The organism is Rhizobium sp. 3T7 (assembly GCF_020166565.1).
Lineage (GTDB): Bacteria > Pseudomonadota > Alphaproteobacteria > Rhizobiales > Rhizobiaceae > Rhizobium.
The window spans coordinates 71,289-87,388 of sequence record NZ_JAIQXS010000014.1; the positions used below are offsets into that span (position 1 = coordinate 71,289).

Consider the following 16,100-nt stretch of genomic DNA (forward strand, 5'->3'; position numbering starts at 1 on the left):
ACTTTGATCCCTCGCTGAGAGGGTGGATGCGGGAGCTTTGGCATGCGGTACTCTTCCTATCTTCCGACGACCAGTTTTGCCGCTCAGTTTGGCCCAGCCGGTCTTGCTTTCGACTATGCCTTGGATGCTGCCCAGCGCAGCGTGTTGTTCTGGGATGTCATGCGCAAACGCGGCAACCAATATAGGGCTAATGCCGAAGCGACGGCGCCGCATGTGCTAAGCTTCACACCCGAAATGGTGCTCGACGGGCGTACGTTCGAGCGGCCCGTCAACTACGCGCTGGTCCGGATCGTCCCGCCTGATGGAATAGAGGTTGACCAGACACGCCGAGCTTTCGTTGTCGTCGATCCGAGAGCCGGGCACGGACCGGGCATCGGCGGGTTCAAGGCGGACAGCGAAATCGGCGTCGCGCTGAGAGCCGGGCACCCATGCTATTTCATCGGCTTCCTTCCGCAGCCGGTGCCGGGACAGACGATCGAAGACATTGCTCTGGCGGAAGCGGTCTTTCTGGAGAAAGTCATTGCGCTGCAGCCGCAGGCGGACGCCAAGCCCTGTGTGATCGGAAATTGCCAGGCGGGCTGGGCCGTCATGATGCTCGCCGCCATGCGCCCGGAACTCTTCGGATCGATTATCATTGCCGGTGCGCCGCTTTCCTATTGGGCCGGTGAGCGCGGCAAGTTCCCGATGCGTTATACGGGCGGGTTGCTGGGCGGCACCTGGCTCACCGCGTTGACGAGCGACCTTGGCCACGGACAGTTCGACGGCGCCTGGTTGGTTCAGAATTTCGAGAACCAGAACCCTGCCAACACGCTCTGGACCAAGCAGTATAATCTCTACTCGAAGATCGACACTGAGGCGCCGCGCTATCTCGGCTTCGAGGAGTGGTGGGGCGGGCACGTCAGCCTGAACGCCGACGAGATCCAGTTCATCGTCGACGAGCTCTTCGTTGGCAACAATCTCGCGGCAGGCCGCATCGAGGCATCCAATGGTGAGGCAATCGATCTTCGCAATATTCGTGCGCCGATCGTGGTCTTCTGCTCCAAGGGAGACAACATCACGCCCCCCGCACAGGCGCTCGGGTGGATCCTGGACCTCTATGATGACGTGAACGAGATACGGTCGCATGGGCAGACGATCGTCTACACCGTTCACGAAACCGTTGGCCATCTCGGGATCTTCGTGTCCGCGAGCGTTGCCCGCAAGGAGCATGGAGAGCTCTCCAGCAACATCGACCTGATCGATGCGTTGCCGCCAGGCCTCTATGAGGCAATCTTCGAGGCAAGGACCGATGAGACCATCGGCGGGGATCTCGTCGAGGGCGATTGGATTATGCGCTGCGAGGCAAGGACGCTCGATGACATCAAAGTACTGGGCTGCAATAGTGCCGAGGACGACCGCCGCTTTGCAACTGTCGCAAAGGTGTCGGATATCAACCTCTCGCTTTATCGCAGGTTCCTCCAGCCTGTTGTCCGCGCGATGGTGCCCGAATGGGCGGCCAGTCACTTGCGCGAAGCGCATCCGCTCCGGCTGCAGTACGAGCTGTTTTCTGACATCAATCCCCTGATGGCACCGATTGCAGACCTTGCCGTCGATGTTGAGGACGTGCGGCGCCCCGTTGCTGCGGACAATCCCTTCCTGGCGTTGGAACAGGCATTCTCTCGGCAGATTGTTGCGGGACTGGATGCGTGGCGCGAAGGAATGGAGGCCCTAGGCGAGGCGACGTTCCTCTCTGTCTATGGCTCTGCGCTTTTGCAGGCGGCCGTTGGTATCGATCCGTCCGACGCAAAGCCGCATCGGCGCGCGAGCAAGACCGGACTTCATCGTCAGGTCCTTGAGACGAAGGTCGAGGAACTCAAGGCGCAAATCGGCAATGGTGGGCTTCGCGAAGGCCTGGCGCGTAGCCTGCTTTACGTCGCCATGGCGAGCGGCGCAGCCGATGAGCGTGGATTTGCCGCGATCCGTCGGATGCGCGACGCCGAGGACGGAATGCCGGCAATGACGCTGGCGGAGTTCAAGGCGTTGATCCGCGATCAGTTCCTCATGCTGGTGATCGATGAGGAGGCTGCCGTCAATGCAATACCCCGCCTGTTGCCGGCGGAAGAAGATGTTCGCCGAGAAGCCTTGTCGTCTCTCCAGCAGGTCTTGAATGCGCGTGGGCCGCTTTCGGAAGAAGCCGAGCGGCGCTGGCGGAGGGTCATCGGGCTCTTCGATCTCTCCGGAGAGCCGCTTGCCGGACCCGTATCGCCACCGAGGAAGCCCACGCCGCTCAAGGCGGTCAGGCGCGCAAACTGAACGAGAGTTGCCTACGGTCGAAAACTTTTACTCGTCCTTCAACACGGAGCACGTGCAGATGCCGGATTTGGACAACATCGGGGAAGAAGCCGGGCGTCATGAAAAGTATGAACGGCTGATCGCAAAGGCAAAACAGGTCCCACAGATGCGGACGGTTGTCGCCCATCCCTGCGATGAGACGTCGCTGCGTGGAGCAGTCGAGGCGGCCGAGGTTGGGGTGATGCGTCCGATCCTTGTCGGGCCGAGAGAAAAGGTGCGCGCGGTCGCCAAGTCGCACGACCTTGATATTTCGCCATTCGAACTGGTCGACACACCACATAGCGATGCAGCGGCGGCGAAGTCGGTGGAGATCATCCGGGAAGGCGGTGCCGATCTCCTGATGAAGGGAAGCCTGCACACGGATGAGCTCATGCGGGCCGTCACCTCATCCGCCACGGGGCTGCGGACGGCGCGCCGGATCAGCCATGTCTTTGTGATGGATGTGCCGAACTATTCGGAAACGCTTTTTATCACCGATGCCGCAATCAACATTGCGCCGGATCTCGATGCCAAGCGGGATATCATCCAGAACGCGATCGATTTGTTCACACAGGTCGGCCTTGGCGTGCCCCGGGTGGCAATCCTTTCGGCTGTCGAGACCGTCACGTCGAAGATACCCTCGACCATTGACGCAGCCGCCCTCTGCAAGATGGCCGAGCGCGAGCAGATCACGGGTGGCATTCTCGACGGGCCGCTTGCCTTCGACAACGCAATCGATCCGGAAGCGGCCCGGATAAAGGGCATCAAGTCGCCGGTTGCGGGACGCGCCCAGATCCTCGTCGTTCCCAATCTCGAGGCCGGCAACATGCTGGCGAAGAACCTGACCTTTCTGGCAAGAGCGGACGCAGCAGGCATCGTGCTGGGTGCGCGCGTGCCGATCATTCTGACATCGCGGGCCGATTCGGTGCGGGCGCGCCTTGCCTCCTGCGCTGTCGCGGTCTTGCTCGCCGATGCGCGCCGTCGCACGGCACCGATACAAGGCGGCTGATGCCATGGACACCATCCTGGTCGTGAATGCCGGTTCGTCCAGCCTGAAGTTCGAGGTGTTTTCGGTCGCGAACTCATTGGCGCGGCTGGTCAAGGGACAGATGGAGGGGATCGGAACGACGCCGCACCTTTCCATCAAGAGCAGTGACGGAGAGCGACTGGCGAACGAAAACTATCCACCCGAAGCCGTTCCCGACCTGCCGGCGGCGATGCGCCTGGTGGGGGAATGGTTGCGGCAGCGCCAGCAGGGCCGGCTGATTGCCGTCGGTCATCGCGTCGTTCATGGCGGACCGAACCATTCGCGTCCGGCACGTGTCGATGACGATTTGCTGCGTGAACTGGAACGGTACACGCCGCTGGCGCCGTTGCATCAGCCCAACAATCTCGCGCCGATCCGTGTCCTGCAGGAACGCCAGCCGCAACTTGCGCAGGTCGCGTGCTTCGACACGGCCTTTCATCGCGGCCATGACCCCATGACGGACCACTATGCCATTCCGGCGCGTTATTTTGATGAGGGTGTCCGGCGCTACGGCTTTCACGGGCTGTCCTACGAATATGTGGGTGGAAGACTGGCCGAGATCGCACCCGCTGTCGGCAGGGGACGGGTTATCGTGGCGCATCTCGGGAGCGGCGCATCGATGTGCGCGCTGTATCAAGGGTTAAGCATCGAGAGCACCCTCGGATTTACCGCTCTCGATGGTCTCCCGATGGGCACGCGATGCGGACAGATCGATCCTGGCGTGCTTCTCTACCTCCTCCAGCAATATGGCATGACGGCACCGCAACTGCAGGACCTTCTCTACAAGGAGTCCGGCCTGAAGGGGCTTTCCGGCATTAGCAACGACGTGCGCGACCTGCTTGCCAGCGGCGAGGCGGGCGCAACGCTCGCCCTTGATCATTTCGTTCACCGCATCGGCCTGAATGCGGGTGCGCTTGCTGCCGCCCTCGGTGGACTGGACGCCTTCGTGTTCACGGCGGGCGTAGGCGAAAATTCGGCCGTCATGCGGGCACGGATTGCCAAAAAGCTGGGCTGGCTCGGAGCGTCGCTTGACCCCGAGCGAAACGACGCCGGCGACCTGCTCGTCTCGAGCGACGACAGCAAGGTCGCCATCTATGTCGTGCCGACCGACGAGGAGCTGATGATCGCACGACATACGGTCGCGCTTATCGCTGCGTAGAGAGATTGCGCGATACAGAGAGTTTTGATGCTGAAGAGAGGGCTAATATGATTCCCGAGGTCAAGGCCAAGCTTCTCGAAGGAAAGCGCGGGCTGGTGGTCGGCATCGCCAATGACCAGTCGATCGCCTGGGGTTGTGCCAGGGCATTCCGGGCCTTGGGCGCGGAGCTGGCTGTCACCTATCTCAACGACAAGGCTAAGCCCTATGTTGAGCCGCTAGCTGAGGCACTGGAAGCACCGATCGTCATGCCGCTCGACGTCGCGGTGCCTGGACAGTTGGAGGCCGTGTTCGACCACATCACCGAGCAATGGGGCGCACTCGATTTCGTCGTGCATTCGATCGCCTTCTCGCCGAAGGATACGCTGCAAGGACGTGTGGTCGATGTACCGCGCGACGGGTTCCTGAAGACGATGGACATCTCTTGCTGGTCGTTTATCCGCATGGCGCATCTCGCAGAACCCCTGATGAAGCGCGGCGGCACCCTGTTTACCATGACCTACTACGGCAGCCAGATGGTGGTGAAGAATTACAATGTCATGGGGGTGGCCAAGGCGGCGCTGGAAAGCGCGGTTCGCTACATCGCCGCCGAACTTGGACCAAAGGGCATTCGCGTTCATGCCATCTCGCCTGGCCCGCTGGCGACACGGGCGGCGTCCGGCATCCCGGAATTCGATGAGCTCCTGAACAAGGCGCAGGAAACGGCACCGACTCGCAGCCTCGTCTCGATCGACGATGTCGGCATGGCAACCGCCTTCCTTGCCCATGATGCGGCGCGATTGATTACTGGCGATACGATCTACATCGATGGCGGTTATCACATCATAGACTAAAGCGACGCGGGCTGGCGCTCTTCGAAGTGCTGTCGAGGCACAAAACGCCCGGACGCGTCGCTCGCAATGTGAGCAACGGGTCCGGGCGCAGGCATCGACAGCTTCAGGATTTTGCTGCCGCGGCGCGCTGTTTGCGGTATTGCACGGTCGGCAGGCCGCCCCAGCCCCAATTGTCGAGATCGACCTCCTCGATGACGACATAGGTTGATTCAAGCGGTTTGTTGAGCACATCGAGCAGCACCTGGCTGACGCCCTTGATGATAGCGGCCTTTTCCTCGGCCGTTACCGAATTGCGGTCGGGTGTGCTTCCCTCGCGGGTAACCTGTACATTGACGATAGGCATTGCAGTCTCCTTTCTCGGGTTCGATTGAAATGACGCTATGCGGCGAGCAGGGCGCTTATTTCGGGTTCCAATGTTTCGACATGGGCATATCCGTTGCCGGCCGGCGCTAGGCCGAACCGGTGTCGCGCGCCCTACCAGCGGCCAGCGTTCTGACCGCCATCGACATGGAGAATTTCGCCTGTGACGAAGCTTGCCGCCTCGAGGTAAAGGACGGCATCGACGACATCGCGAATTTCGCCCATTCGACCGACCGGATGCAGGGTCGAAAGCGCTGCATGCGTTTCCTGCGGATGCATCGGCGTCTTAATCACGCCTGGCGAGACTGCGTTGACGCGAACGCCGGTCTTTGCGTACTCGATGGCCAGCTCCTTGGTGACCGCGTTCAAGCCGCCCTTGGTCAAGGAGGCGAGGGCAGCGGGTACACCGGCGATCGGCTGATTGACCAGGCTGGTGGTGATCGTGACGATGTGGCCCGAGCCCTGTTTCAGCATTTCAGCGATTGCGCGCTGCGTGATGTGAAAGAAGCCGGCGACATTGACGCTCATGTTGTGGTCGTAGTCTTCCTGGGTGAACTCGGTGAACGGCTTAGCGAGGAAAACGCCGGCATTGTTCACCAGTGTGTCGATACGGCCGAAGCGCTCAAGCGCCTCGCGGCCGACGCGCTCGGCAGTCTCGGGCTTGCTGATATCGCCGGGGACGGCCAGGACGCCGGTGTCCGAACCGGGCTCGATCGACCGGGAGGTGGCGACGACGCGATAGTTCCGGTCGCGGTAGGCCCGCACCAATTCTGCGCCGATGCCTTGCGATGCGCCTGTTATAATGGCGACCTTCTGTTGCGTGCTCATGATGTGATCCTTTCAATTGTCGCGGCCGCTACGTTGGGGCCGCCCTACGCCCTCGGCGTTGGTGCAATTGATTTAGATCCATTCGACATTTGGGAGAATTGCCGCTGATTGGGCGACAATAAACCATATTTCGGCATAATCAGACGAAAGTGCCTGCCGCTGCTGCCATGCGCGCGAATTCGGAGCGCAGGCGAGGAGTTGCGAAATCCACGAAGGCGCGGACCTTCGGCACCGACATACGGCCCTGCGGCGCGAGTAGGTGCACCGGCAGCGGCGGGTGCTCGGCGTCGGCGAGCACGATCTTCAACCGTTCGTCACGCACATAAGATGCGACATGGTAGGAGTAGAGCCTTGTCAGGCCGCCGCCCGCAGCAGCGGATGCGGCGGCGGCGCGAACGCTGTTGACGATGCACCGCGGCGTGAAGTGAACCGTGCGCGGGATGGAGGAGCCCTTCGCCGGCGTGAAGCTCCAGGAATCCAGGCCGAAGTTACTGAACGCGATGATCTGGTGCTTTGCCAGGTCTCCGGGTTCGTCGATGCGCGGATGGCTGGCAAGATAACGAGGAGAGGCGACCACGACGCGTCGCACGTCGCCACCGAGACGGGTGGAGACATGCGAGGAGTCCGACAGGTGGCCGATACGCACGGCAAGGTCGACGCCTTCATCGACCAGGTTGACGAACCGATCCAGCATGAGAAACCGCACGGAGACCGTCGGGTGAAGGTCAAGGAAGTCGTCCAGTATGGGGCGCAGCACCTCTTCGCCAAGGATCGGCGGCGCCGAAATTGTCAGCGTTCCGCGCGGGGCCGCCCGCTCGCCGCCCGCCAGCATGTCGGCTTCCTCAAGATCCACCAGCACGCGCCGACAGGCAGCCGCATAGCGTTGACCCGCCTCGCTCAGCTTCAGCGTCCGGGTCGTCCGGTGTAGCAGTTCGACACCGACATGTGCCTCCAGGAAGCTCAGGGCGCGACTGACTGCCGTCGGCGATCGTTTGAGATTGCGGGCTGCTCCGGCGAGACTGCCCTCATCAATCGCCGTCACAAACACCTTCATTGCGTCGATGCGATCCATTCTGCCGCCTCGCGGAATAGTGATTGTCCGGCGGCAAGTATTCACCCGAAATCGGCAGGAAGTAAATACGGAGAGGTGAAGCAAGACAGGTTGCGCTACCGCTCTATCTGTTGGGTAAGCCGGCAGCTGTTCAAGGTTCGATGACGAGAGCCTGGGGCGCGAAGTGCTCGCGGGTGCGAGGATAACCGGCCAAGCCGCGTCTTGCGTTCGCTCAACAAAGGGAGACTGACGATGAAGATCCTGATGGTTTTGACATCGCATGATCAGCTCGGGAATACCGGCAAGCCGACGGGCTTCTGGCTCGAGGAGTTTGCTGCACCCTACTATGTGTTCAAGGATGCGGGTGCCGAGATCACCTTGGCGTCGCCGAAAGGAGGGCAGCCGCCGATCGATCCGAAGAGCGACGAGCCAGCCAACCAGACGGAGGCGATGGCACGCTTCAAGGGCGATCCGGCAGCTCAAAAGGAGCTTGCAAACACCGTACGGCTAAGCGAGGTTAAAGCGGATGGTTTCGCCACGGTCTTCTATCCCGGTGGCCACGGCCCAATGTGGGATCTCGTCAACGACCAGCACTCGATTGCCCTGATCGAAAATTTCTACAATGCGAGTAAGCCGATCGCCTTGGTCTGTCACGCCCCCGGGGTCCTAAGAAGGGTAACCTACCAGGGGCAGCCCCTCGTCAAGGGCAAGCGCGTCACCGGCTTTGCGAACAGCGAGGAAGAGGCTGTCCATCTCACCGAGGTCGTGCCCTTTCTCGTCGAGGATGAGTTGAAGCGTTTAGGCGGGCACTACGAGAAAGCCGGCGATTGGATCGATTTTACGATTGTCGACGGACGGCTGATCACGGGGCAGAACCCGGCTTCATCAGGCTCGGCTGCCAAGAAACTGCTGAAGCTCTTGGACGCTTGAACCCTTGGTTGGCGTCGTTTGCATTCTGATACAAATCCGGCGGAACGCGACACATCCGGGATACTTCGGACTGATCCCCTGCAGTCACCATCAACGACCAGTGCGCGAGCATTGGTTAACTGCAGGGGATGACAATGATCCTATTCCTGATCGCCTATCTAGCAGGGGTGCTGACCATCGTCAGCCCCTGCATCCTTCCGGTCCTGCCCTTCGTGCTGTCACGAGCAGGTCAGCCGTTCACAAGAAGCATCCTGCCGATGCTGATCGGCATGATCGTGACCTTCGCGGGCGTGGCAACGCTTGCCGCAGTCGGGGGAAGCTGGGCAGTGCATGCGAACGAAATCGGCCGATACGTTGCCATTGCATTGATTGCCGGCTTCGGCGTGACGCTGCTTTCGCCGCGTATCGCGGCGGTGGTAACGCGGCCAGCCGTGGCGCTGGGCAGCCGCTTGTCGCAGCAAGCGAGCGGGAAGAAGGGGAGTGTCGGCACCTCCTTCCTTCTCGGCGTCGCGACCGGTCTTCTTTGGGCGCCCTGCGCCGGCCCGATCCTCGGACTGGTCCTCACCGGTGCCGCCCTGCAAGGGGCAAACGTGCAGACCACGCTCCTGCTGACGGCTTACGCCGCAGGTGCCGCTACCTCGCTCGCAATGGCTGTTCTTGCCGGGGAGAAGGTGTTTGCCGCGATGAAGCGATCGCTCGGCGTCGGCGAGCGTCTGCGGCAGGGCCTTGGCGTTGCCGTACTGGCCGGCGTCACGGCCATCGCGCTCGGGCTCGATACCGGACTGCTGGCGCGTCTCTCCTATGCCAGCAGCACCGGCATCGAGCAGTCGCTGCTGGACAGGCTGCGCGGCGCTGGCGGTACTGTTGGGAAGCCGGCAGGCAATGCGATGGCACTCGCTGCGAGTGATGCGCGCAAGGGATACCAGAGCGACTTGCCGGTGCTGGGCCGCTTCCAGTCGCTTGACGGTGCTGTGGAATGGTTGAATTCGAAGCCACTCACGGCTGAAGAATTGCGCGGCAAGGTTGTTCTGGTCGATTTCTGGACCTACTCCTGCATCAACTGCATTCGAACGATCCCTTACCTTCGGGCATGGGCGCAGAAGTACCGGGACCAGGGCCTTGTCGTGATCGGCGTCCATTCCCCCGAATTTGCCTTCGAGAAGCGGATCGACAATGTCCGTCAGGCGATCGACAAGTTCCAGATCGGCTATCCCGTCGCGATCGACAACAACTTCAAGATCTGGCGGGCATTCGGCAACAACTACTGGCCGGCTCACTATTTCATCGATGCGAAAGGCCAGATTCGGCACACGCAGTTCGGCGAGGGAGACTACGAACAATCCGAACGGGTGATCGAGGATCTGCTGGCGGACGCCGCAGGCAGCAAAAAGGTCGACACCGCTACTGTCGTGCTGAACGCCACAGGTGCCGAAGCGGCGCCCGACCTTGCGCGGCTGCAGTCCGGCGAATCCTATATCGGTTATCTCCGAGCTGCGAACTTCATCTCGCCGGAAGGGGTCGGAGCAGACGTTGCACGTGATTACACGGTGGGAAAACCAAGCCTCAATGAATGGGGTCTATCGGGCAAGTGGACAGTAGGGGGCGAGCAGGCCTCGCTTGAGCAGGTCGGCGGAGGCATCACCTACCGGTTTAGTGCACGGGATCTCCATCTCGTCCTTGGGCCTGGAACGGGCGGCAAGAAAGTCCGCTTCCAGGTGACGGTGGATGGCGCAGCGCCGGGGGTAGACCACGGCTCTGATATTGACGCCGAAGGCAACGGTACCGTTTCAGAAACGCGCCTCTACCAACTGGTGCGCCAGTCGAAACACGTGCGGGAACGGACCTTCGAGATCCGATTCCTCGATCCCGGTGTCGAAGCATTCGTCTTTACCTTCGGATGAAAGGGACAGGATCATGAAAAATCGAGAGAAAACCCGTTTGTCGCCGCTCGGTCGCATCGCGCGCCTCGGTCTTGTGGCCCTGGCGGTGATCGGTGGCGGCGGCCTTGCACTGAAATTGACTGGCGGATCGGCGCCTGAAAAGGCCAGGCTCGTTCCCCCGGCCCTGCATGACGTAGCTGCGACATCCGGAACGCAATCGCTGGTGCTTGCCGGCGGCTGCTTCTGGGGCGTGCAAGGGGCGTTTCAGCATGTTGCCGGCGTTGTGAGCGCCACGGCAGGGTATGCCGGCGGGAGTGCCGCGACTGCGACCTACGAGATAACCGAGACCGGGCAGACCGATCATGCGGAGGCGGTGGAGATCGTCTTCAATCCGAAGCAGATCACCTACGGTCAGTTGCTGCAGATCTTCTTCTCCGTGGTTCACGACCCGACGCAGGTGGATCAGCAAGGGTCCGACGTCGGGAAACAATACCGCTCGGCGATCTTTCCGCTGAGCGACGAACAGGCAAAGGTCGCTTCCGACTACATTGCGCAACTAGGCAAGGAAGGCGCGTTTGGTCGCCCGATTGCGACTTCAATCGAAATCGGGAAGACGTTCTATCGCGCCGAGGCCTATCACCAGGACTACGTCTACAACAATCCCAGCCAGCCCTATGTCTACATCTACGAGCAACCGAAGATCGAAGCACTGAAGCGGCTTTTCCCGGTGCAGTACCGGGAGCGTCCAGTTCTCGTTGCAGAGCAGGCAGGCTGACTTTTGCCACAGCAATGCCGCGGGGGTGTTGCCTGCGGCATATGGAGGGTCAATACAATGCGGGATCGGGGGTCGGTCGAACCAGTCCGCGCCTACACAGCGATACAGTTCTCACCGTGTCAGAACACATTCGGGATACGCGCAGCCATCAGGCTGCATTCAATCCGCTCCCCGGAAAAATCAGAGCTTGCCGGGATTGGCTTAAACGGACCAAGCAATTGAGGAGAAAGCAATGCGCATTCTAGTCACCACTTTTGCCATGCTTGCGTTGGCCGCCGTGCCTTGCGCCTGGGATGCCGCTCCGGGTGAACCACCCCCGATCGCGGCACTCTTCTCCCTATTGTCGCCTCCAGCCGATGCTGCCTTCGTGACGACGTCGGCCGATAAAGCACTGCAACAACGCGCGAATTACTGAGGAGATCCACGATGAAACTCTTCGAAGACAAGATTTCGTCGGCAGCATCCCGTGTCAGGATCGCGCTGGCTCTGAAAGGGCTCGACGTCGAGCGTGAGACAATCGGTATCCTCGGTGCGGATGCCATCAATCGGAAGCCCGAATATCTGCAGGTCAACCCACAGGGGCTTGTCCCGGCTTTGCTGACGGATGAAGGCGTGCTCCTGACGCAGTCTCTCGCCATCATCGAATATCTCGATGAGCGCTACCGCGAACCTCCACTCCTGCCCGGAAAGCTTGAAGATCGCGCCTTTGCGCGGACAGTCGCCTTGGCGGTCGCCGCGGATATCCATCCGCTTCTTCCGCCCCGGGTGACTGCGCACCTCGGGAGTATAGGCCTCAAAACCGAGGGCATCGCTGACTGGAGTCGCCACTGGATCCGCGTCGGACTGTCGGCAGTCGATGAATTGCTCGCACGGCGACGGACAGGTCGATATGCCGCCGGCGATGCGCCGTCGCTGGCCGACATTTGTCTTTTCCCGCAGGCGGTGAATGCCGAACGGATCGGCCTTTCGCTCGACCAGTGGCCTCGCATCGCAGCGGTTATGGCCAGACTTCGGGAGATTCCCGCCTTTGCCGACAATGGCCCGGCCCCCCGAACCTGAGCGTCCTTGAGCTGAACATTCACCTCAGGTCGCTCAGTTATGACCGAATGTATACCAATGTATCTCTCGACCTGATCCCCACACCGGCATTCAATTCCCGCCATCGGGCACACATTGGATATACACGCGTACCGGCTTTTACGAATGTCTTTAACGCAATCTGGAGAACATCGATGGCTGAGGAAATCAATCAACAACGGCGGCGGTTCATGGGCGTGACGGCCCTGACTGTCGCTGCCGCGCAACTGGGCGTCATCGGGACGAGCGTTGCACAAGCGGCGACGCCGGCTGCCGTCCGCATTCCCACCATCGCGCCAGGCACCAACACATCCTTCGGCACGATCAAGCAGATCGATGCAGGTCTGCTCAACGTCGGTTATGCCGAACTTGGAGCGAGCGACGCGCCTCCGGTCATTCTCCTGCATGGCTGGCCCTACGACATCCACACCTATGTTGACGTCGCACCGCTGCTTGCAGCGGCCGGCTATCGCGTCATAGTGCCCTATCTGCGTGGCTACGGCACGACGCGATTCCTCTCCGAGAAGACGATGCGCAACGGTCAGCAGTCTGCAATTGCTTCTGATATCGTCGCACTCATGGATGCGCTGAAGATCGAGAAGGCGCTGATCGCTGGTTGTGATTGGGGAGCCCGGACGGCCGACATCATTGCGGCTCTTTGGCCGGAGCGTTGCAAGGCGCTGGTTTCCGTCAGCGGTTATCTTATCGGCAGCCAGGAGGCCAACAAGGCGCCGCTGCCGCCGAAGGCGGAGCTTGCCTGGTGGTATCAGTTCTACTTTGCCACCGAACGCGGTCGCGAAGGCTATCAGCAATACCGGAGCGAGTTCGCCAAGCTCATCTGGCAGCTTGCGTCACCGAAGTGGAATTTCGACGACGCGACGTTCAACCGCAGCGCCGCCGCCCTCCAAAATCCCGATCACGTCGACATCACCATCCACAACTACCGTTGGCGCATCAGCGCGGCCAAGGGCGAGCGGAAGTATGACGAGTTCGAAGCGCGGCTGGCCAAGTTCCCGGTCATTGGCGTGCCTGCTATCACGCTGGAAGGCGATGCCAATGGTGCGCCTCATCCGCAGCCGGAGGCGTATGCCAAGAAGTTCTCGGGAAAGTACGAACACCGGCTGATCACCGGCGGTATCGGTCACAACCTGCCACAAGAGGCGCCGCAAGCCTTTGCCCAAGCCGTGGTTGACGTCGATCGCTTCTAATCGTTTTCCCGGCGATAGCGCAGCGGCTGACCGCGACGTCCTCCGATTTCACTTTGGTTTGAATTCTGCGGTGTTCGTGGCAAATCCTACCAACCGCAGCTGTCGGCCCATAACCGCTGTTGGAGTAGTCTCGACGGGCCTATGTATCCCCTGAGATAGCCAAGAGGGAGGACGTTCCGCCGGGATTTCTTGATGGCGTACCGCGAGGTCGCCTGGAGCCGGAGACCGTCATCCGTCTCCTCAGGGACGTTGCGATGAGGACGGATATCGTCGGCTTGGCCATCACCGAGTACATCTCATGGGACGCCATCCAGAAACGGCAGTTCTTGGCGGGACTCCCTTTGATACTCGGATGACCATTTTTGAGCGGCGGCCGTCAAGGGCTGCCGCTTTTTCCACAGTGCCGACGGTGCGTAATTCAAGCCGCCGTTTGATTGATCGCGATTTCGGCCACAAGGCCGCCGCCGTCCCGATTGCGCAGCGTCAGCGATGCACCGATCGCGGTCGCCAGCTGTACAGCAATGGCGAGGCCAAGCCCGGTTCCGCCGGTGTCGCGATTACGCGACTGCTCAAGGCGGAAGAATGGCTTGAGGACGGCTTCCAGCTGGTGATCGGGAATGCCGGGCCCATGATCCATCACCTTGATGACGATGGCCTCGTCGGCCCGACGTTCCACTTCGATCTCAGCGCTGCCGCCGAACTTCAGCGCGTTGTCGATGAGATTGGCCAGAACGCGCCTCAAGGCGTGCGGCCGTGTCATGATCGCGCCGCCACGCATCTCCGTTATCGCAACGTCCTTGCCGGTGTCCTGATAGTCGTAGACAAGGCTCTCGATGAAGGAAGACAGGTCGATGCGCGAGGCCTTCTCGACATTGCCATGGGCGCTGCGAGCATAGGCGACACCTTCCTTGACGAGTCGTTCGATCTCGGCGAGATCCTGCATCAACTTGTCTCTATCACCGAAATCCTCGGCCATCTCTGCCCTGAGCTTCATACGCGTGATTGGTGTTTGCAGATCGTGCGATATGGCCGCGAGTATCTGTACGCGCTCCTCGAGATATTGGGCGATGCGCTCGCGCATTGCGTTGAAGGCGGTTGCGGCATAGGCGACTTCGCTTGGCCCTGTCTCGCTGAGGCGAGGGGCCTTCACATTCGGATCGAGCGTGTCCGCGGCTCTTGCGAGATTGACGAGAGGGCGAATGGCCTGGTGCACGGCAAACCAGCTGCAGAGCACCAGCAACGCGAGTTGTGTGACGAGCACATAGGGCAGCCAGTCGGCGAGAGGCATGATGCCAGCGGGATTGACGTCGATCGTCAAGGGCGTGCCATCGCTGAGGGCCAAATGCGCCTGGAGGCGAAAGTTCGGACCGGGGATGGTCTCGACCGTGATCGGATATTTCGGCCCGATCGCCGCCCGAATCTTGGCGGCAATTTCGGTGCTGCGCGCGTCGAACGCGGGCTGTCCCGGCAAGCCCGGCCCAAGAACAAATCTGTAGCTTCCCCGATCAAGGCGATCGAGCCAGTCCGCGCGCTCGTCCGGTCGGAGGCGATCAAGGATGGCGATCGAGGTCGAGATATCGTTTTCGAGGGTGTTGAACATCACCGACTTTGCCGCCGTATAGCGCTCGAAGAACAGCACCGTGAACGACATGGCATGCGCGATCGCGAGACCCGCAAGCAGGATAAGAAATAGCCGCGCTCCGAGAGTGCGCGGCCACAGACGAAATCCATTCAGAAGGGCGTGCGTCGCCATCAGCGGGCCTCGGTGATCTCGATCGGCATGGAAAAGACATAGCCCTCGCTGCGGACCGTCTTGATGTAGGTCGGCTCTCGGGCATCGTCGCCGAGGCGCTGGCGGACACGGCTGACGAGAAGGTCGATCGAACGGTCGAAAAGCTCAGCGTCGCGGCCCTGCGTCAGGTTGAGAAGCTGGTCGCGGTTGAGCACGCGCTGGGGATGGTCGATGAAGACGCGCAGCAGGCGATATTCGGCGCCGCTGAGTGCGATCACCGTTCCATCTGAATCGACGAGATGGCGTGCCGTCGTGTCGAGCTTCCACTTGCCGAAGCTCAGCAGCTGGCCGGCTTCTGACACCTGCAGATTGGGGGGCAACATCCGGGTGCGCCGAAGGACAGCCTTGATGCGGGCCAGCAATTCGCGCGCCGAAAAAGGCTTGGCGAGGTAGTCGTCCGCACCCATCTCGAGACCGATGATGCGATCCATTTCGTCGGTGCGGGCCGTCAGCATGACGATGGGAATGGCCTTGTGTCGGCCGGCACGCAACTCGCGGCTCAGAACGAGGCCGTCGTCGCCGGGCATCATGACATCCAGGATGATGAGATCGACTGAATTTGCTTCGAGGAAGGAACGCATATGCCGCCCGTCGGCAACGGCGGTGACGCGCAGGCCATTCTTCTGCAGGTAGCTCGATACGAGCTCCCTTATTTCGCGATCGTCGTCGACGATCAGGATGTGGTCGATGTGCTCCATCGCGCGATCTTCCTTATTGCACTGTTAGTGACGCCCTTGATGTATCCGCCGTATGTTTGCGGCATCCAGGCTTGCATGTTGCCGTATCCTGCGGTTCGTTGGATACATTCGGATACAATGTCTGCATTTTGAAAGGCTGTCCGATCGAACCCATAGCGGGCCGGCAGCCGAAGCC

Annotated in this window: 15 protein-coding genes; 10 read left to right on the forward strand and 5 right to left on the reverse strand. The window is 60.9% G+C overall.

The window, feature by feature from the left end; translation table 11 throughout:
• The first annotated feature begins 42 nt into the window (after positions 1–42).
• From K9B32_RS19325 to fabI, 4 genes are read left to right on the forward strand one after another with little or no spacing between them, the layout of a single operon-like run.
• The gene (locus tag K9B32_RS19325) at positions 43–2,292 is read left to right on the forward strand and encodes a DUF3141 domain-containing protein (RefSeq protein WP_224565089.1); all 2,250 of its coding nucleotides are present in this window, start codon (positions 43–45) and stop codon (positions 2,290–2,292) included.
• A gap of 58 nt (positions 2,293–2,350) precedes the next feature.
• Entirely contained in the window at positions 2,351–3,319 is a 969-nt protein-coding gene (locus tag K9B32_RS19330) for a phosphate acetyltransferase (RefSeq protein WP_224565090.1), read from the forward strand.
• Between the two features lie 4 nt (positions 3,320–3,323).
• Positions 3,324–4,496 carry an acetate/propionate family kinase gene (locus tag K9B32_RS19335; protein WP_224565091.1) on the forward strand — a complete coding sequence of 391 codons (1,173 nt, stop codon included), beginning with the start codon at positions 3,324–3,326 and terminating at the stop codon, positions 4,494–4,496.
• Between the two features lie 47 nt (positions 4,497–4,543).
• Positions 4,544–5,326, forward strand: a complete 783-nt coding sequence (gene fabI, locus K9B32_RS19340; RefSeq protein ID WP_224565092.1) for an enoyl-ACP reductase FabI — start codon at positions 4,544–4,546, stop codon at positions 5,324–5,326.
• 103 nt (positions 5,327–5,429) lie between these two features.
• Here the strand turns inward: fabI and K9B32_RS19345 are convergent, their stop codons facing one another.
• The 3 genes from K9B32_RS19345 to K9B32_RS19355 form a co-directional block, all read right to left on the reverse strand.
• Positions 5,430–5,669 (reverse strand): tautomerase family protein, encoded by a 240-nt coding sequence (locus K9B32_RS19345; protein WP_224565093.1) that lies wholly within the window; start codon positions 5,667–5,669, stop codon positions 5,430–5,432.
• A 131-nt stretch (positions 5,670–5,800) separates the two neighbouring features.
• Positions 5,801–6,514 carry an SDR family NAD(P)-dependent oxidoreductase gene (locus K9B32_RS19350; RefSeq protein WP_224565094.1) on the reverse strand — a complete coding sequence of 238 codons (714 nt, stop codon included), beginning with the start codon at positions 6,512–6,514 and terminating at the stop codon, positions 5,801–5,803.
• Between the two features lie 139 nt (positions 6,515–6,653).
• Entirely contained in the window at positions 6,654–7,586 is a 933-nt protein-coding gene (locus tag K9B32_RS19355) for a LysR family transcriptional regulator (RefSeq protein WP_224565095.1), read from the reverse strand.
• Between the two features lie 231 nt (positions 7,587–7,817).
• Between K9B32_RS19355 and K9B32_RS19360 the strand changes: the two genes are divergently transcribed.
• The 6 genes from K9B32_RS19360 (at position 7,818) to K9B32_RS19385 (ending at position 13,435) form a co-directional block, all read left to right on the forward strand.
• Positions 7,818–8,495: a type 1 glutamine amidotransferase domain-containing protein gene (locus K9B32_RS19360; RefSeq protein WP_224565097.1), complete on the forward strand. Its 678-nt coding sequence runs from the start codon at positions 7,818–7,820 to the stop codon at positions 8,493–8,495.
• 134 nt (positions 8,496–8,629) lie between these two features.
• Positions 8,630–10,396: a cytochrome c biogenesis protein DipZ gene (locus K9B32_RS19365; protein ID WP_224565099.1), complete on the forward strand. Its 1,767-nt coding sequence runs from the start codon at positions 8,630–8,632 to the stop codon at positions 10,394–10,396.
• Positions 10,397–10,409: 13 nt separating this feature from the next.
• On the forward strand, positions 10,410–11,150 hold the full coding sequence (gene msrA, locus K9B32_RS19370) for a peptide-methionine (S)-S-oxide reductase MsrA (RefSeq protein ID WP_224565100.1): 741 nt from the start codon (positions 10,410–10,412) through the stop codon (positions 11,148–11,150).
• Positions 11,151–11,382: 232 nt separating this feature from the next.
• Positions 11,383–11,565 carry a hypothetical protein gene (locus K9B32_RS19375; protein ID WP_224565102.1) on the forward strand — a complete coding sequence of 61 codons (183 nt, stop codon included), beginning with the start codon at positions 11,383–11,385 and terminating at the stop codon, positions 11,563–11,565.
• Between the two features lie 11 nt (positions 11,566–11,576).
• Positions 11,577–12,209, forward strand: a complete 633-nt coding sequence (gene maiA, locus K9B32_RS19380; RefSeq protein WP_224565104.1) for a maleylacetoacetate isomerase — start codon at positions 11,577–11,579, stop codon at positions 12,207–12,209.
• A gap of 173 nt (positions 12,210–12,382) precedes the next feature.
• Positions 12,383–13,435: an alpha/beta fold hydrolase gene (locus K9B32_RS19385; protein WP_224565106.1), complete on the forward strand. Its 1,053-nt coding sequence runs from the start codon at positions 12,383–12,385 to the stop codon at positions 13,433–13,435.
• A 418-nt stretch (positions 13,436–13,853) separates the two neighbouring features.
• Here K9B32_RS19385 and K9B32_RS19390 read toward each other — a convergent pair whose 3' ends face one another.
• Complete coding sequence (locus tag K9B32_RS19390) at positions 13,854–15,188, reverse strand: sensor histidine kinase (RefSeq protein WP_224565108.1); 1,335 nt, start codon at positions 15,186–15,188, stop codon at positions 13,854–13,856.
• Positions 15,188–15,925, reverse strand: coding sequence for a response regulator (locus K9B32_RS19395; protein ID WP_007791399.1), 738 nt, complete (start codon positions 15,923–15,925; stop codon positions 15,188–15,190). The genes K9B32_RS19390 and K9B32_RS19395 overlap by 1 nt, the downstream gene beginning before the upstream one ends.
• Between the last annotated feature and the right edge of the window lie 175 nt (positions 15,926–16,100).